This is a genomic window from Limnobacter sp. G6BE5S (assembly GCF_058448965.1).
This window is the reverse complement of record NZ_JBZFLM010000003.1, coordinates 227,435-244,320: the sequence shown is the minus strand read 5'-3', so window position 1 is coordinate 244,320 and position 16,886 is coordinate 227,435. Positions and strand designations below refer to the sequence as shown.

The following is a 16,886-nucleotide window of genomic DNA, read 5'->3' as shown; positions in this document are numbered from 1 at the left end:
GACAACCTGCCCCCATTTCCCTAGGGTGGTGGCAGAGTCCTCGAGGAGAAGTGGCATTGAATAATTCGTTTTCCAAAGCAGCAGTTTGGTTGGTCGTGGCGTTGGTGCTTTTTACTGTGTTCAAACAGTTTGAAGGTCAGCAGGTTCGTTCCAACGAGATGACCTATTCCGAATTCATGCAAGATGCGCAAAATGGACGCATCAAGAGTGTGGTCGTTGAAGGCCGCACCGTGCGTGCCCTCACTACCGACGACCGTGAGCGCCTGGTGTATTCTCCCGGCGACATCTGGATGGTCGGTGATCTGCTGAAGTACGGCGTGCAAGTACGTGCCAAGCCCGAAGAAGAGCCATCTTTGTTGATGAGCCTGTTCGTGAGCTGGTTCCCCATGATTTTGCTGATTGGTGTGTGGATCTTCTTCATGCGTCAAATGCAGGGTGGTGGCAAAGGTGGTGCGTTTAGCTTTGGCAAAAGCCGAGCCAAGTTGCTGGATGAAAATACCAACCCGGTTACTTTCGCTGACGTGGCTGGTTGCGACGAAGCCAAAGAAGACGTGCACGAATTGGTAGAATTCCTGAAAGACCCCACCAAATTCCAGAAATTGGGTGGTCGCATTCCCCGTGGCGTGCTCATGGTGGGTTCGCCTGGTACTGGTAAAACATTGTTGGCCAAAGCCATTGCCGGCGAAGCCAAAGTGCCTTTCTTTGCGATTTCCGGCTCCGACTTCGTTGAAATGTTTGTGGGTGTGGGCGCGGCCCGTGTTCGCGACATGTTTGAACAAGCCAAAAAGCAGGCACCCTGCATTATTTTCATCGATGAAATTGATGCGGTGGGTCGCCAGCGTGGTGCCGGTTTGGGCGGTGGTAACGATGAACGCGAGCAAACCCTGAACCAGATGCTGGTTGAGATGGACGGTTTTGATACTAACCAGGGCATTATTGTGATTGCTGCAACCAACCGCCCCGATGTGTTGGACCCAGCGTTGTTGCGCCCTGGCCGTTTTGACCGCCAGGTGGTTGTCAGCCTGCCCGATATTCGTGGCCGTGAGCAGATCCTGAAAGTGCACATGCGCAAAATCCCGATGTCGCCCGACGTGGATGCGTCTGTGTTGGCCCGTGGCTGCCCCGGTTTCTCCGGTGCTGATTTGGCCAACCTGGTGAACGAAGCTGCCCTGTTTGCTGCACGCCGCAATGGCCGTGTGGTCGAAATGAGCGACTTTGAAAAAGCCAAAGATAAAATCATCATGGGCGCAGAGCGCCGCAGCATGGTGATGCCGGAAGAGGAACGCCGCAACACGGCTTACCATGAGTCTGGCCACGCTGTGGTTGCCAAATTGATGAGCAAAACCGACCCCGTGCACAAGGTCACAATTATTCCGCGTGGCCGTGCTTTGGGTGTAACCATGCAGTTGCCGGAAGGTGACCGTTACAGCATGGACAAGGAACGCATGTTGTGTACGCTTGCGGTCTTGTTTGGTGGTCGTATTGCCGAAGAAATTTTCATGAACCAGATGACCACTGGTGCCTCGAATGACTTTGAGCGTGCCACAGCCATTGCCCGCGACATGGTAACCCGCTACGGCATGACCGAGGCCCTTGGCCCCATGGTGTATGCCGAGAACGAAGGTGAGGTGTTCCTGGGCCGTTCTGTGACCAAGACCACGCACATGAGCGAGCAAACCATGCAAATGGTCGATGCTGAAATCCGCAAGATCATTGATGCCCAGTACAAAGTGGCCTGGGACATTCTGGATCAGAACCGTGAGAAGGTTCACGTCATGGCCAAGGCCTTGCTGGAATGGGAAACCATTGATGCAGACCAGATCAATGACATCATGGAAGGCAAAGACCCACGCCCACCCACAACTGGTGGTAGCACGCCGCCCACAGGTGGCAGCCCCAGTTCCAGTGGCGGTGGTGGCGAGAAGGTAACACCTGCGCCGCAACCTGCACCTGCTGCGATGAGTGTGAAAGCGGACTAATCGTCGGGTTGGAGAAAACTGAAAAGCCGTTGGTTTTGCGACCAGCGGCTTTTTTGTTGGTTTCTTGCGAGGCTTGGGTGTAGCACCCAAGCCTCGCGCGTTGCCAACCCATTCGCTTGGCTTGCTCAGGTCGCAATGCCCTCGCAGCGCCGATCAAGAAAACCTGCCCGTTTGAATTCACCCGCCACGTTCGACCATAGGCCGGCACCGAGACTCGGCCCGCTTTTTTGCCGAGCGAGGTGAGTCAGGGTGAATCTCAAAAAGGGAAATACAGGTTTTCTGGCGCGAGAGGGTATGCACCTGAGCAAGCTGAGCGGAACAGGTTTGCACCTTTGCCGTAAAATGGCTTCTACAGCAACTCACTAGGTAGCACATGGTTCGCACTTGGAAAGCAGGTCGATTCGAGCTTACATATACCCACGGCAAGCCCCTGATCATGGGCATTGTGAACGTGACGCCCGATTCTTTTTCCGATGGCGGCCGATACAACCAAACCAGCCTGGCCATTGAACATGCCCGCAAACTGGTGGAGCAAGGCGCGCAGATTCTGGACATCGGTGGCGAGTCCACCCGCCCTGGCGCAAAAGGCGTAGACGCGGATGATGAATGGAAACGTGTGGAGGATGTGCTCAAAGAGTTAATGGGCTGGAACGTGCCTTTGTCAATTGACACGATGAAAACCAAAGTGATGGCACGGGCTGTTGATTTGGGTGTGGATATTCTGAATGATGTGAACGGTTTTCGAGAAACAGGCGCAGAGGCAGTGCTTGCGCAATCCAATGCAGGCGCGGTTGTGATGCACATGCAAGGCGAACCGCGCACCATGCAGAATTCACCGGAGTACGGCAATGTAGTCAGCGATGTGGAGGCATTTTTGAACAAGCGCTTGGTCGCGCTTGAACAGCTGGGTGTAAACGCAAGCCGTATTTTGGTAGACCCTGGTTTTGGTTTTGGTAAAACACTTCAACACAATGTTGATTTGATGAAAGCGACCCCGTTGTTTTCCACGCTCGGGGCAGGGGTGCTGGTGGGCGTTTCGCGCAAGCGCATGATCGCTGAGCTCACCGGGCAAACCGACCCTGGCTTGCGCACTGCGGGTTCGGTGGCAGCCGCCACTTACGCCGCGCAACATGGCGCTGCTGTGTTGCGGGTTCATGACGTGCGCGAAACTGTGGAGGCATTGAAAGTGGCCTTCGCGTTGAACCAATAATGCAAGCCAACAGTTTGCAAAAGTTTCCGACAATTTTTGTGAGTGTGGCGGCGTACTGCGAGTCTCATCTTCAGCTGACCATTCACCATTTGTTTTCACAGGCGAAACACCCACAGCGGATTTTTGTGGGCCTGGTGGATCAGTCTGAGAATTTGAATCCGGATTGGTTGCAACAATTTCCTGCACGCAAAAATATCAACTATGTGGGCTTGTCACCAATTGATTCGCGTGGGGTTAGCTGGGCGCGGTCTATCGCGTTCTCGCTGTACAACGATCAGGACTATTTGCTGCAAATTGATTCCCACACCTTGTTTGATCAAGGTTGGGATGAATTGTTGATTGAGCAGTTCAAGCAGCTAAAAAACTCCCATCCAAAGCCTTTGATCAGCACCTACCCGCCGGGTTTCAGGTTTGATTCACAGGGCAGGGCAGTGGCGGATGAACCACTTAAATCGGACGAGATATTTTTTATTGATCGCGACCCTGCCAGTGCGCTGACCGCCGATCGGGCTGTGTTGCAGTTCCGGGTGGTTCGCAAACGGGTTGAACCGTCTGAGATTACCCACCTGCCAGGTTTTCATGTCGGGGCTTGTTTTTTGTTCACCACAGGCGACTTTACACAACAGGTGCCTTACGATCCTTACCTGTATTTTCGGGGCGAAGAACAAAGCCTTTCCCTGCGTGCGCATGCCAAGGGCTATCAGGTGTTTCATTCGCGGCACAATCTGATTCCGCTGTATCACCTGTACAAGGAAGTGGGCAAGGCGTATGAGGGGCAGCACTGGCACCCTGACATGGACGCCAAGCGCCACACGCCTTTTGGCTGGTTGCAACAACGTTCCAATGAAAGGATCAATGCCTTGTTCACGCCAGGGTCTGATTTGGGTGCTTATGGCATTGACAGCCCGGCGCAACTTGAAAGCTTTTGTAAATTAAGCGGGATTGATTACCTGGGGCGCACCACAGTTCCCGTAAAATCAGATTGATAAACATTATTCACCTATTGCAGACATTCAATGAGCAGACAATATTTCGGTACCGATGGCATTCGCGGCACGGTGGGGCAAAGTCCCATGGTTCCTGACTTTGTGTTGCGTTTGGGGCAAGCCGCAGGCACGGTGCTGGCCAAATATGAGGGCGGTGGAAGGCGCCCGCAGGTGTTGATTGGCAAAGACACACGGGTGAGTGGGTATTTGCTGGAAAGCTGCCTGGAGGCGGGCTTTACATCGGTTGGCGTGGATGTGGTTTTGGTGGGGCCCATGCCCACGGCAGGGGTGGCCTATTTGGCACGTGCTTTGAACATGTCGGCCGGTGTGGTCATTAGCGCTTCGCACAACCCTTACCAAGACAACGGCATCAAGTTTTTTTCAGGAGAGGGTACCAAGTTGCCCGATGCCTGGGAGATGGAAATTGAAGCGCAATTGGCCTTGAATGCACCGTGCAAGTCGTCTGAAGAGCTGGGTAAGGCCAAGCGCCTGAACGACGCAGCGGGTCGTTACCTTGAGTTTTGTAAAGGTACTTTTCCGCGCGACAAACATTTGCGTGGATTAAAAATTGTGGTGGATTGTGCCAACGGCGCAGCTTATCAAATTGCACCCGCTGTGTTTCGTGAATTGGGTGCCGATGTGGTGGTGCTTGCAGACCAGCCAGATGGTTTGAATATTAACCGCGGCGTGGGTACCACCTACCCCGACTTTGTGGCTCGAGCCGTGTTTGAACACAAGGCCGATTACGGTTTTGCGCTGGATGGCGATGCAGACAGGCTGATTTGTGTGGATGGCAGTGGCCGGATTTACAACGGCGATGAACTGTTGTTTGCTTTGGTGGCCGAGCGTTTGCACATGCAGGGCAAGGTCGATGGTGTGGTGGGTACCTTGATGAGCAACCTGGGGCTAGAGCTTGCTTTGAAGCAACTGAATGTGGACTTTGAGCGTGCCAAGGTGGGCGATCGCTATGTGTTTGAGAAGTTGCAAGCCAATGGTTGGCAATTGGGCGGAGAAAGTTCAGGCCATTTGCTGGTGCTGGACCGTCATTCCACCGGCGACGGCATTGTGAGCGCCTTGCAAGTGTTGCGCGCTGTGCGCAATTTGGGCATGCCTTTGGCCGACATTTTGAAGCCGGTGGCCATGTTGCCGCAGGTGCTTAAAAATGCACGTTTGCCTGTGGGGTACGACTGGGCCAACGATATGACAGTGCAGGGCGTTTGCGAGGCTGTGAAGGCTGAGCTTGGCAGCAATGGCCGTTTGTTGATTCGCCCTTCCGGCACCGAACCTGTGCTGCGCGTGATGGTTGAAACGGCCGATAAGCCCACCGCCAATCGCTTGGTTGATTCGATTTTGCAGGCTTTGCCCAAGGCGCCCCCGCAGTAAATCGCGGGGGGCTTCGAGGCTTCTTTGAGTCTGTTGGTTGACGTTAGTCGAAGTTAGGCGGGGCTGAGCGTTTGAAGATGCTCGATGAAGGGTGTTGGACTTCCCCCCTCGATTGAAGACGAGATGGCAGCAGGTGTCCCGGCCAGAAAGCCCACTGGGTCAGGTCCGTCTCCGGAGTCGCCACCAACTGGAGCACCGCCGCCTTGCAATGAGGCCATGATTACGCCGGGAGCACCTTCGAGTGTGCCCTGAACAAACTCAGGATTGCTCTGGTCGGGCGTGCCGCGCGCGTCGGTATAAGCCTCACCTTCTAAAATGGCTTGAATGCGTGGGGCCAATTCGTCGCTGCCACCTGGAGCCCGACTTGTAAAAAACGCTTGACCAGCTTCAGGTCCTCGTTCTTCTATTGAGGTGAGAAAAGCGTCTGTGCCTGCATTGTATTCAGTCACAAACAGGTTCAGGCCTTCATCCACGCCAGTGAATGCGCGTTCGACGCCTTCAATAAATGCGGAGGCAAAGGCTGCGTCTGCGGGCACCAAACCCTTCACCAGTGAAGGTGCTGGTCCTTCACCGCCGCCACCGCCGCCAGCGGCAGCAGCTACAACCTCAGCGGGGAAGCCCAATACGCCATCCGCGATGGTCAACACATCATTTTCTGTTCCGATCACGTCCATGTCACTGAACGCGTTGCCCTCTCCGAAGCCGTCTTCACCATCAGGACCATCAACGAAGGTGCCAAAGTCAGTGCCTGGGTCTGCTCCATCGTCCGTACCATCCACGTTGCCGACTGCATCTGCGGCCAAAGAGGGCACCGCCTCAGCCAATTGAACTGCGACGCCGGCAGTGTCGTCCATGATTTGACCTGCAAAGTTTTGAATTGCAAGACTGCCAGCGGCAAATCCATCTTCCGGGCTACCACCGGTGGCTGGGTTACCAGCTTCAAAAGCGGCTTGCATGTCGCTTGCAAATTGTTGCTCAGGCGATTGCTCAACTGGATCGCCTTCATCGGGTGGGGGTGGTGCCGGTGCGTAACTCGCCGGGTCAATACCTTGCAGATTGCCAGCAATAACACCCGCAGCAGCAGCTGCGCGTGTGGCCAGGTTGTCGCCACCTGGGCCTTGATTGATTCGGTCAAATACAACTGCAGTCATGTCTGTCTCCTTAGAATTATTAATAACAGCGAGTGTCACATCGGCGATTTGCCTTTGTGTGGTGGAGATGTCCCTAGAGACAATCCCCATTTCGTTGAGGGCAAATGTGCCCAAGGTCACCACCGAATTGGCGATGGCCGTGTCTGGTTCTTGTAGTGCTTGAACTATGGATATCGGAGGAAGGCGACCGGTCTGAATCGTGTTTGCAGCAGCAAGGAGAAGGCTTTCTAGCCCTGCACCAATTGGTCCGGTAACAGGTGCCAGTTGCGGAATTAGAACCGTCGGGATAAAAACTTGCCCTTCGGATGGCAAAGTTGCTTCTCCGGGCTGTACGTCAAAGCGCATTGGCGTGCCGCCAGCGTTGATTGCAAGATTGTCGATTGACGTACCAAGTGCGATTCGCAGACCGTCTTCACTGAAGGTGCTTCGAAAGGCACTTGCTGTATTTTGCAGCGACTGTGCGACGTTGCTACGGGTAATATCCACCGTGGCCTGTTGAACTTCAAGAGTGCTACCCAAGTTCACAGAGGCATTGCTCAGTAGAAGGCCTTCTTCACCCGTTTGTGATGAATCCGGAAGATCGACAGAACTTTCATCTATATTTGCAACGTCGCTTTGAACTGATGGTGCAGAGGCCTCGTTCAGAATATTCACGTCTTGAACTGACAATACGGGTTGTTGTCCGCCCGCAAAAATTTGAATTTTTGGATCAAGCACCGTAACCGACGAGTTTTCAGGGTCGTCTTGGTGTATTTCGACGCTTAAGGCTTCTACGTTTTGGAGTTGTAGCAGTTGAATGCCCAGTGGCGCGACTGTCAGTTGATCCGCGCTTAACAACATCGGAAGCGTGATGTTGTCGGAATCACTGTCGGAATCGCTGTCGGAGTCGCTGTCAGAGTCGCTGTCAGAGTCGCTGTCGGAGTCGCTGTCGGAGTCGCTGTCGGAGTCGCTGTCGGAGTCGCTGTCGGAGTCGCTGTCAGAGTCGCTGTCGGAGTCGCTGTCAGAGTCGCTGTCGGAGTCGCTGTCAGAGTCGCTGTCAGAGTCGCTGTCGGAATCGCTGTCGGAATCGCTGTCGGAATCGCTGTCGGAATCGCTGTCAGAGTCGCTGTCGGAGTCGCTGTCGGAGTCGCTGTCGGAGTCGCTGTCGGAGTCGCTGTCGGAGTCGCTGTCGGAGTCGCTGTCGGAGTCGCTGTCAGAGTCGCTGTCAGAGTCGCTGTCAGAGTCGCTGTCGGAATCGCTGTCGGAGTCATCGCTTGGTGTCACAGCACTGCTCGAACCACCCGCAATTACTCCCAGAGTGACAGCCCCTCCAGCGAGCGAACCAAATCCAGCCAAACCCAACTCGGCGCCGAATAAACCTGCCAGTTTCTCAGTCTCTTCGTCGGTATCCTTTTCGAGCAAAACGCCCTGCTCAATTTGTTCTGTCTCGTTTTCTTGTTCTACCTGCGATAAATCAGCTTGCTTTGGCGATACCAGGACTGGCTTTTCATGACCGGTAAGTGATTGCGCATTGTCAGTATTGCTCAAGACGATAGGCGCATCTCCAGCAGGTGGCGCTGGCATAGATCGCTTTGTACCCTCTGATTCGGTGTGCTCGGTCATTTGGCAGACGGGACTTGTTGTTGTCCAACTGCTACTTGCGCTGATTTGAGGTGGATTTTATTTGGAATTCTGGATTTAACAAATATTACGGAGAATTTTTATTTTTCTTTTTTCTTTTTTTGAAAAATAAATATATAAAACATATTGTTATGAAATTTATTAAGAAAAGAGTGTGGTGTCTTGAAGGGTTTTACGTGGAATATTTACTAAATTTTATTTGACAATTTAATGTAATGTTCTAATTTAATACCAACGTAAATTAAAAGAAAACGCTCAGAAAGAAGTAGGCATTAATCCCAGTGACTTTTTACGGTTGATGTGTATGATTTGTTCCCACGGGCAGAGTGATCCAGCTGCAAACCTGCAAGTCTTTCACAGAGTGTTGCAGGTAGCGGCCCTGCCGAACTTCGTACCGACCATATTGAAAGGTGACGCCGGCAGCTTGTTGTTGACGGGCGTAGCCGAGCGCTGAATCCAGATTGTTCTCGTGGGGCAGGTTTAGCGGTGAGTAGTTTTTCGGGTAACCCTCGAGGTAATACCCTTTCGCAGTTTGAATGATAGTGCGCTCACCTTTCAGCCGGTTCAGGTTCAGGCGAAGATGGGTGTCGCTGGCGCCGCCGCCTGTTTGACAGGACACGATGTCGTAGCCCATCAAAATAAGCTTTGCAATTAGCCGATGAATCATTTCGCTGTCGGACAATTTATTCGATTCAAAAATGATTTGATGAGGCCATTGCTCGGGTTTTGCATCACTGAAAAAATCGTTCAGTATCACTGCGTCATGTCCCTCGGTGTCGACCTTGAGCATGAATACGCCGTGAACTTCGTGCTGTTGAAAAATGGTTTGCAGCCGAAGGCAGGGTACAGCCTGAATCACCAGAACATCTTGTTGAGCCAGGCCAGTCTTCGCGAGGAGTTTTTCAACAGTTGGGTGAGGTGCGCCGATTGAATTGCAGCCGCGAAGCCAGTTGGGCAGTTTGTGTTTCGCCAGCATTTGAGGTGGTATGAAATAGACATTCACCGTACCTTCCACATTGGAGATGGCCGCGTTGATTTTTTTACAGCCCGGGCGGTTAGGCAAGCGATCAATGTAAAGTGATATGGGGTCGATCGACAGGCCCCGCGTGTCAGGCCCAGCAGCCTGAATCAGGGTGTTGAAGTCGGAGGTACCAATTTCAATGAAGTCCAGGAACATAATGTTTTCAGTCAGATTTCAGTAAAAAATCATGCAAATAGACGGAATTGGTCGATATTTGACGAGTCAGGTTTTCAGTGTAATCAAGCTGGAACAACTCATGTACTTGTTGCTCGCATTGTGTGTGCTTTTAATCCAAGCGGAGTCTGCGTGGGCCAAGCCACATCCCAAAGCACTTTACACCCACAGCGCGGCAGAGGGAGTATTCAGGGTTTTTTATACCACCGAAGGCAAACATGCTGTTCCAGCAGATGACAAGGACGGTAACGATGTTCCTGATCGAGTGGACGATATTCTCATGCAGCTAAAGGCGGCAGATTGGTTTTATCAAACCCAACTGAATTTGATTCCACCTTTGAAGCATTCAAGGTACGCCCAAAGCGATGGAATCGAAGTGCATATTCAGCACTTTGACCAGGGCACAGGCCTTGCCTTCGATGAACCCACCAAACCCAACTGGTATGAAGGTCAGTCCTCTTCTGCCCTTACTTTGAAAATCAAGATTGGTGCACAGGTGGACCCTCGTGTTAGCACCACGCCTGCACATGAACTTTTTCATGTGTACCAATACGCCTATTCGCCCTTTAAAACCAAGTGGTTCACCGAGGGCATGGCCAGGTGGCTGGAGGAGCCTTTTTCCCGTCAAACTGGTTTTGCGGTGCCTCCATCGCCGTCCTCTTGCCGGGAGTTGACTGGCATGGCTTACAACGCGAATGGCTTTTTTGCCCGACTTGCAGAGCGACAAGTGAAGGGCGTTGATCAGGCCGCCATTTCAAACGAATATCGCCAGTTTGTGTACTCAGATGGCAGCCCGGTGATCAGAAACCGATTGGTTTCCAGGTTTCGACCAGTTAAAACATGGCTGGAACGTGCGGCTGAATTGGGAGCGAAGGAATCGCACAGGCTTGGTGTTGTTGAAGGCAGGTGGCCAGAGTCCCTTCAACGCAGCGCTCAATTTGACTTAACGCTGTGTGAGGTCTTGACGAAACCCTGAAATAAACATAGAATTCCGCTTCTTTGTCGGGGCATAGCGCAGTCTGGTAGCGCATCTGGTTTGGGACCAGAGGGTCGAGGGTTCGAATCCTTCTGCCCCGACCACCGAATTTAAAGGATGTTCTATCCTTGTCCAGTGGGTTGTTTCTACCCATTCGCGTGTGCGAGTTACAATGCAAATTCTGCCCGTAGCTCAGTTGGATAGAGCATCGGCCTTCTAAGCCGAGGGTCGGGGGTTCGAACCCCTCCGGGCAGGCCAAGAATTTAGTACCGGTTTACGGTGGCGGTGTTAGCTCAGTTGGTAGAGCAATGGATTGTGATTCCATGGGTCGTGGGTTCGAGCCCCATACATCGCCCCAAATAAAACAAGGACTTAGCGTGAGTGATCCGCTAGGTCCTTTTTGTTTTGGCCTCATAGAACCAGACCATGTTCAATGTAGAAACCCACGTACTGTGGTATTTTGGGTTCTATCTTTTTGAGAACCAAGGTCGAATGAATCAGCACACCAACAGCCACAGCATCGTAATCGGTTACATCCTCTGGATTTTTGGATTCATGGGAGCACACCGTTTTTATTATGGTCGCCCCATATCCGGCATCATCTGGTTTTTCACCTTGGGCTTGTTCCTGATCGGCTGGATCGTGGATTTGTTCTTGATTCCAGGCATGGACAAAAGCGCCGATCGCCGTTTTTTAACGGGTCCGATCAACTACAACATTGCGTGGGTGCTGCTGACATTCTTGGGCGTGTTTGGCATTCATCGCTTTTATCAGCGCAAATGGATCACAGGTTTGATTTACCTGCTTACAGTGGGTTTGTTTGGTATTGGCGTTATTTATGACTGGTGCACATTGAACGACCAAATCGATGAGCTGCACCGTGATGGTCAGTTGAATTAAAGCAGTCCTGTTTCACTGGAAGCCCTATGGGCTTTCAAACATTTAGTAAGACCACACAGCCTTTATTTCAGGCTGTTTTCAACGGCCTTGTAGGCTTCAACAAATCGTGACGGCTGCTTTTTCGGCCTTCCGGTTTTCATATCAATGCAAACCCATTGGGTATGGCCAAGCATCACTGTGGCTTGGTCGCTTTCACGCACAAATTGATATTGGCGGGTCATGTCGGCTTTGCCTTCGTTGTGGCTGATCCAGGTGGCCACCCAAAGTACATCGCCCGCGAAGGTTGGTCGTTTGTATTCCAGGTGGTGTTGGCGCGCCACGCAGCCATAGCCCAATTCAACAAAGTCTTGAAAGGTCAGCCCAAGCTGCCGTGAATGCAAGGCTGCAATGGCCTGCATCCAAACCAGGTAAATGGTGTTGTTGGTGTGCTCGAATTCATCAAGATGTTCAGGCTGTACCGTGAGTGTGGCGACAAACTGCGGAGGGCAGTTCCATGCTGTGGGTGGCGTGTCGGCCACTGCAATCGCTTGAAGGTCGCTTTGCTTGAAAATGTTGGAGTTGTTCACCGAGATGGCCTTACTTTTTTCCAAATCGTTCTTTTGGCAGTTTTTGCACCGCCACGAGTGATCGATTGATGTGCTCACCCAAAATTTGCGTGGCCAGCTCGCTGTTCCGATTCAGTGTGGCTGTCAAAATTTCTTCGTGTTCGGAATGCACATCGCGGGGAATGGGTTTTTCAGAAAGAATCAGCCTGCGATAACGCTCGGATTGCATGTACAGCAAATGTTGAAACTGTTTTAGCCAGCGCGATGGACAGGCTGAAATCAGCGTGTCGTGAAACAGGCGGTTTTTGCGTTCCCATTCGCTGCGGGTTTCAACGGTTTCCTCGTCAAGGCGTGATTCTGCCCGGCTTAGCATATGGAACGCACCCATTACCTCGGCTTCCCACTGGTCATCGCCCAGTGCAATGGCTTGCCGCAGTGCTTCAGTTTCAATCATGACGCGGGTGCGGGTAATGTCTTGAAAATCTTCCGCAGACATGGGGGCCACGGTAAAGCCTCGGTGCCCCTGCGCCACCACCAGTCCGTCATTCAGCAGCAGTTGCAAGGCTTCCCGCAAGGTCCCTGCACCCACGTCGTAATCACTTTTCAGGTGCTCTACGCGCAATTTGGTGCCGGGTCGGTGCACGCCTTCAATGATGTCATTGCGCAGTTTGCGGTAGGCGGTTTCGGCCAGGGTCAGGCTTTCCCCACTGGTGACGCTGCCCGGCAATGAGACCACTTCATTCATACACACTCCAAAAAAATTCTCTCTGTGTCGCCATTGTAGTCGAGTTGCGGTGCTAATCAACATTTTCGATTAAAAATAAAATTCTCGAGAAAATATATTGACGTCGAGAAAAATTAGTTTTATCGTTTGTTCATGGTTTAATCGACTGGCAAGGAAGAGTGCAATGAAAGAGGTTTTAAACTTCATCAACGGGGAGTTTGTTGCGACGGGAAACACATTTCCCAAACATTCACCCGTGAACAACGCCGTGATTGCGCAGGTGCATGAAGCAAGTCGCGCACAGGTAAATGATGCGGTGGCTGCAGCCAAGGCTGCCTTGAAAGGCCCGTGGGGCAAAATGACTGTGGCCGACCGGGTGCAAATGCTGTACGCCGTGGCCGATGAAATCAATCGCCGCTTCGACGACTTTTTGCAGGCTGAGGTGGCCGACACCGGCAAGCCAGTGAGCCTTGCCAGTCACATTGACATTCCCCGTGGTGCTGCCAACTTCAAAGTGTTTGCGGACACCATCAAGAACGTACCCACTGAATGCTTCGAGATGTCTACCCCCGATGGGCGCGGTGCACTGAACTATTCCATTCGTCGCCCGGTGGGTGTGGTGGGCGTGATTTGCCCCTGGAACCTGCCTTTGCTGTTAATGACATGGAAAGTCGGCCCTGCACTGGCCTGTGGCAACACCGTGGTGGTGAAGCCTTCCGAGGAAACGCCGCAGACTGCCGCCTTGTTGGGCGAAGTCATGAACAAAGTGGGCGTGCCACCTGGTGTGTACAACGTGGTGCACGGCTTTGGCCCCGATTCAGCGGGTGAATTTGTAACGACTCACCCTGATGTGAACGCAATCACCTTCACCGGCGAAACACGCACCGGTGCCGCCATCATGAAAGCAGCCGCGCAAGGCGCACGCCCCGTGAGCCTGGAAATGGGTGGCAAGAATGCAGCCATTGTGTTTGCAGACTGCGATTTTGAGGCGGCCATTGAGGGCACCATGCGCTCGGTGTTTGCCAACAGCGGACAGGTGTGTTTGGGCACCGAGCGGGTGTATGTAGAGCGCCCGATTTTCGACAAATTTGTGGCTGCCATGAAGAAGGGTGCAGAAAGCCTGAAACCCGGTTTGCCCGAAAACAAAGACACAGGCATTGGCCCTGTGATTTCTCAAGAACACCGTGAAAAAGTATTGAGCTATTACCGCAAGGCAGTAGAGCAGGGTGCCACCGTGGTGACGGGTGGCGGTGCAATCGAGATGCCCGGTGATTTGAACAACGGTGCCTGGGTGCAGCCCACCATCTGGACCGGTCTGGATGACGATGCGGCTGTGTGTGTGGAGGAAATTTTTGGACCTTGCTGCCACATCGCGCCATTTGATTCGGAAGACGAGGTAGTTGCCCGCGCCAACAACAATGTGTACGGCCTTTCCACCGCGGTGTGGACACAAAACCTTGCCAAAGCGCATCGCGTAGCGGCTTGCATCGAAGTGGGCCTGACGTGGGTGAACAGCTGGTTCTTGCGTGATTTGCGCACGCCGTTTGGTGGTGCCAAGCAATCGGGCATTGGCCGGGAAGGGGGTGTGCACTCGCTGGAGTTTTACACCGAACTGAAAAACATTTGCGTGAAGCTGTAAGGAGGCCACGATGAACGCACCTGCTTCACCTGAAATTGGATTGAGCATCGAGGCCAATGGCCTTCAAACGAATTATCACGATCAAGGCCAGGGCACGAACCTGATGTTGATTCATGGTTCTGGACCCGGCGTGTCGGCTTGGGCGAACTGGCGCTTGGTGATACCCGGTTTTGCAAAACAATTCCGTGTAGTGGCCCCCGACATGGTGGGCTTCGGTTTCACTGAGCGCCGCCAAGGCTACCAATACAACCTGGACAACTGGGTGGCCCACGCTGTGGGCGTGATGGACGCATTGAACATTGAGCAAACGGATTTGATCGGCAATTCCTTTGGTGGTGCGGTTGCACTGGCATTGGCCATTCGCCACCCCGAGCGTGTGCGCAAACTGGTGTTGATGGGCAGTGTGGGTGTGCCATTCCCCATCACTGAAGGGTTGGATGCAGTGTGGGGTTATCAGCCATCGTTTGAGAGCATGCGCAGCATCATGGACTACTTTGCCTACGACCGCAGCCTGGTCAATGATGAGCTGGCCCAACTGCGCTATCAGGCCAGCATTCGCCCGGGCTTTCAGGAAAGTTTCTCGGCCATGTTTCCCGCACCACGCCAACGCTGGGTAGACGCGATGGCCAGCCATGAAACCGACATTCGTGCATTGAAGAAAAGCACATTGATTGTGCATGGCCGGGATGACCAGGTGATCCCCTTGAGCACCTCGCTGTGCCTGCACGAAATGATTGTGGATTCGCAACTGCATGTGTATGGCAAGTGCGGCCACTGGACCCAGATTGAACACGCCGTGCGCTTTGAGCGTTTGGTGACTGACTTCCTGCAAGAGGCATAAAGCAAATGGACGCAACTCAGATTCGCGATTTGGGCGATGAACTTTACAACGCACTGACCCAACGCCACACCATTGCACCGCTGACCAGCCGTGGTTTCGATATCACGATTGAAGACGCGTACCACATTCAGCAACGCATGATTGCGCGGCGCCTGGACAATGGCGAGCATGTGATTGGTAAAAAAATTGGTGTCACCAGCGCAGCAGTGATGAACATGCTCAATGTGCACCAACCCGACTTTGGCTATTTGCTCAACGGCATGGTTTACAACGAGGGCGAAGCCATTGAAGCGGCCAGCCTGATTCAACCACGCGCCGAAGGCGAAATTGCCTTTTTGATGAAGCGCGACCTGATGGGCCCCGGTGTGACAGCAGCCGATGTATTGGCGGCCACCGAGGGTGTGATGGCCTGCTTCGAGATTGTGGACTCGCGCATTGCCGACTGGAAAATCAAAATTCAGGACACCGTGGCGGACAACGCCTCGTGTGGCGCAATTGTGTTGGGCGACCGTGTGGTCGACCCCCGCAAAGTAGACCTGTTTACCTGCGGCATGGTGTTGCAAAAGAACGGCGATATTGTGGGCACTGGTGCAGGTGCCGCCGCCTTGGGTCACCCCGTGAATGCCATCGTGTGGCTGACCAACACACTGGGTCGTTTGGGCATTGGCCTGAAGGCTGGCGAAATCATTCTGTCAGGTTCACTGGCAGCACTCATTCCCGTGAAGGCAGGCGATTCGCTGCAGATGTCGATTGGCGGCATTGGCAACTGCTCTGTTCGCTTCGCCTAAGTTACAACGCAAAAGGCAAAAGGAATTCAATCATGAAAAAAATCAAATGTGCATTGATCGGTCCTGGCAACATTGGCACCGATCTCTTGATGAAACTGAAGCGCAGCAGCGTGCTGGAGCCGGTGTGGATGGTGGGCATTGACCCTGAATCCGATGGCTTGAAACGTGCGCGTGAAATGGGCATTAAAACCACCGCAGAAGGAGTGGATGGTTTGTTGCCCCATGTGGAAGCCGACGGTGTGCAAATTGCATTCGATGCGACCAGTGCATATGTGCATGCAGAGAACAGCCGCAAGCTGAATGAGCTGGGTGTGTTGATGATCGACTTGACGCCTGCGGCTGTTGGGCCTTTCTGCGTGCCCCCGGTGAATTTGAAAGAACACGTGGGCAAGCGTGAAATGAACGTGAACATGGTGACGTGCGGTGGCCAGGCCACCATTCCCATGGTGTATGCCGTGTCGCGCGTTCAACCCGTGAGCTACGGTGAAATTGTGGCCACGGTTTCATCGAAATCGGTTGGTCCTGGCACTCGCAAGAATATTGATGAATTTACACGCACCACAGCCGGTGCTGTGGAAAAAGTGGGCGGTGCCAAAAAGGGCAAAGCCATCATCATCATCAACCCGGCCGAACCACCTTTGATCATGCGCGACACCGTGCATTGTCTGGTCGAAGGCACGCCCGATCAGGAAGCAATTACCAAGTCGGTTCACGACATGATCAAGGAAGTGCAGAAGTACGTACCTGGCTACACGCTGGTGAACGGCCCTGTGTTTGATGGCAACCGTGTGTCGGTGTTCATGCAGGTGGAAGGCCTGGGGGATTACCTGCCCAAGTACGCCGGCAATCTGGACATTATGACCGCCGCAGCGGCCCGCACTGCCGAGATGTTTGCCGAAGAAATTCTCAGCGGCAAGCTGACCCTTGAACCCACCGTGAGCGCCTAAGG

Annotated in this window: 14 protein-coding genes and 3 tRNA genes; 13 read left to right on the top strand and 4 right to left on the bottom strand. The window is 53.1% G+C overall.

Translation table 11 applies throughout. The annotated features are described in order from the left end of the window. Positions 1-56 precede the first annotated feature (56 nt). The 4 genes from ftsH to glmM all read left to right on the top strand — a co-directional run bounded on the left by ftsH (position 57) and on the right by glmM (position 5,558). Entirely contained in the window at positions 57-1,979 is a 1,923-nt protein-coding gene (ftsH, locus tag ACVL1J_RS06860) for an ATP-dependent zinc metalloprotease FtsH (protein WP_341238098.1), read from the top strand. 373 nt (positions 1,980-2,352) lie between these two features. Next, entirely contained in the window at positions 2,353-3,189 is an 837-nt protein-coding gene (gene folP / locus ACVL1J_RS06855) for a dihydropteroate synthase (RefSeq protein ID WP_341238099.1), read from the top strand. Continuing rightward, the gene (locus ACVL1J_RS06850; protein ID WP_341238100.1) at positions 3,189-4,175 is read left to right on the top strand and encodes a GlcNAc-transferase family protein; all 987 of its coding nucleotides are present in this window, start codon (positions 3,189-3,191) and stop codon (positions 4,173-4,175) included. The genes folP and ACVL1J_RS06850 overlap by 1 nt, the downstream gene beginning before the upstream one ends. A 30-nt stretch (positions 4,176-4,205) precedes the next feature. Continuing rightward, positions 4,206-5,558, top strand: a complete 1,353-nt coding sequence (gene glmM, locus ACVL1J_RS06845) for a phosphoglucosamine mutase (RefSeq protein ID WP_341238101.1) — start codon at positions 4,206-4,208, stop codon at positions 5,556-5,558. Positions 5,559-5,611: 53 nt separating this feature from the next. On the opposite strand, the gene ACVL1J_RS06840 is transcribed toward glmM, so the two are convergent. Beyond that, positions 5,612-8,236, bottom strand: a complete 2,625-nt coding sequence (locus tag ACVL1J_RS06840; protein WP_491665214.1) for a hypothetical protein — start codon at positions 8,234-8,236, stop codon at positions 5,612-5,614. 382 nt (positions 8,237-8,618) lie between these two features. Beyond that, on the bottom strand, positions 8,619-9,506 hold the full coding sequence (locus tag ACVL1J_RS06835; RefSeq protein ID WP_341236811.1) for an FkbM family methyltransferase: 888 nt from the start codon (positions 9,504-9,506) through the stop codon (positions 8,619-8,621). Between the two features lie 31 nt (positions 9,507-9,537). On the opposite strand from ACVL1J_RS06835, the gene ACVL1J_RS06830 reads away from it, so the two are divergent. The 5 genes from ACVL1J_RS06830 to ACVL1J_RS06810 all read left to right on the top strand — a co-directional run bounded on the left by ACVL1J_RS06830 (position 9,538) and on the right by ACVL1J_RS06810 (position 11,400). After that, entirely contained in the window at positions 9,538-10,500 is a 963-nt protein-coding gene (locus ACVL1J_RS06830) for a hypothetical protein (RefSeq protein WP_159572139.1), read from the top strand. Between the two features lie 27 nt (positions 10,501-10,527). Continuing rightward, positions 10,528-10,604, top strand: a tRNA-Pro gene (locus ACVL1J_RS06825). Positions 10,605-10,681: 77 nt separating this feature from the next. Further along, positions 10,682-10,758 (top strand) — tRNA-Arg (locus ACVL1J_RS06820). A gap of 24 nt (positions 10,759-10,782) precedes the next feature. Next, positions 10,783-10,858, top strand: a tRNA-His gene (locus ACVL1J_RS06815). Between the two features lie 134 nt (positions 10,859-10,992). After that, on the top strand, positions 10,993-11,400 hold the full coding sequence (locus ACVL1J_RS06810) for an NINE protein (protein ID WP_491665213.1): 408 nt from the start codon (positions 10,993-10,995) through the stop codon (positions 11,398-11,400). A 62-nt stretch (positions 11,401-11,462) separates the two neighbouring features. Here ACVL1J_RS06810 and ACVL1J_RS06805 read toward each other — a convergent pair whose 3' ends face one another. Together ACVL1J_RS06805 and ACVL1J_RS06800 are read right to left on the bottom strand one after the other, a co-directional pair. Beyond that, positions 11,463-11,966 (bottom strand): acyl-CoA thioesterase, encoded by a 504-nt coding sequence (locus tag ACVL1J_RS06805; RefSeq protein ID WP_159572145.1) that lies wholly within the window; start codon positions 11,964-11,966, stop codon positions 11,463-11,465. Positions 11,967-11,976: 10 nt separating this feature from the next. Beyond that, positions 11,977-12,690 (bottom strand): GntR family transcriptional regulator, encoded by a 714-nt coding sequence (locus ACVL1J_RS06800; protein ID WP_341236812.1) that lies wholly within the window; start codon positions 12,688-12,690, stop codon positions 11,977-11,979. 163 nt (positions 12,691-12,853) lie between these two features. On the opposite strand from ACVL1J_RS06800, the gene ACVL1J_RS06795 reads away from it, so the two are divergent. Genes ACVL1J_RS06795 through ACVL1J_RS06780 form a run of 4 tightly spaced genes read left to right on the top strand, consistent with a single transcriptional unit; the run spans position 12,854 to position 16,884 of the window. After that, positions 12,854-14,308 (top strand): 2-hydroxymuconic semialdehyde dehydrogenase, encoded by a 1,455-nt coding sequence (locus ACVL1J_RS06795; RefSeq protein WP_491665212.1) that lies wholly within the window; start codon positions 12,854-12,856, stop codon positions 14,306-14,308. A gap of 10 nt (positions 14,309-14,318) precedes the next feature. Then, positions 14,319-15,149, top strand: a complete 831-nt coding sequence (locus tag ACVL1J_RS06790; RefSeq protein WP_341236814.1) for an alpha/beta fold hydrolase — start codon at positions 14,319-14,321, stop codon at positions 15,147-15,149. A 5-nt stretch (positions 15,150-15,154) separates the two neighbouring features. Beyond that, positions 15,155-15,937, top strand: coding sequence for a 2-oxopent-4-enoate hydratase (dmpE, locus tag ACVL1J_RS06785; protein ID WP_341236815.1), 783 nt, complete (start codon positions 15,155-15,157; stop codon positions 15,935-15,937). 29 nt (positions 15,938-15,966) lie between these two features. Next, positions 15,967-16,884, top strand: a complete 918-nt coding sequence (locus ACVL1J_RS06780; RefSeq protein ID WP_291714716.1) for an acetaldehyde dehydrogenase (acetylating) — start codon at positions 15,967-15,969, stop codon at positions 16,882-16,884. The last annotated feature ends 2 nt before the right edge of the window (positions 16,885-16,886 follow it).

Bases quoted from the DNA above. Each gene is read 5' to 3' on its own strand.
- glmM (WP_341238101.1), top strand. From the start codon at position 4,206: ATGAGCAGACAATATTTCGGTACCGATGGCATTCGCGGCACGGTGGGG.
- ACVL1J_RS06795 (WP_491665212.1), top strand. From the start codon at position 12,854: ATGAAAGAGGTTTTAAACTTCATCAACGGGGAGTTTGTTGCGACGGGA.
- ACVL1J_RS06800 (WP_341236812.1), bottom strand. From the start codon at position 12,690: ATGAATGAAGTGGTCTCATTGCCGGGCAGCGTCACCAGTGGGGAAAGC.
- ACVL1J_RS06790 (WP_341236814.1), top strand. From the start codon at position 14,319: ATGAACGCACCTGCTTCACCTGAAATTGGATTGAGCATCGAGGCCAAT.
- ACVL1J_RS06835 (WP_341236811.1), bottom strand. From the start codon at position 9,506: ATGTTCCTGGACTTCATTGAAATTGGTACCTCCGACTTCAACACCCTG.
- ACVL1J_RS06810 (WP_491665213.1), top strand. From the start codon at position 10,993: ATGAATCAGCACACCAACAGCCACAGCATCGTAATCGGTTACATCCTC.
- dmpE (WP_341236815.1), top strand. From the start codon at position 15,155: ATGGACGCAACTCAGATTCGCGATTTGGGCGATGAACTTTACAACGCA.
- ACVL1J_RS06830 (WP_159572139.1), top strand. From the start codon at position 9,538: ATGCAAATAGACGGAATTGGTCGATATTTGACGAGTCAGGTTTTCAGT.
- folP (WP_341238099.1), top strand. From the start codon at position 2,353: ATGGTTCGCACTTGGAAAGCAGGTCGATTCGAGCTTACATATACCCAC.
- ACVL1J_RS06850 (WP_341238100.1), top strand. From the start codon at position 3,189: ATGCAAGCCAACAGTTTGCAAAAGTTTCCGACAATTTTTGTGAGTGTG.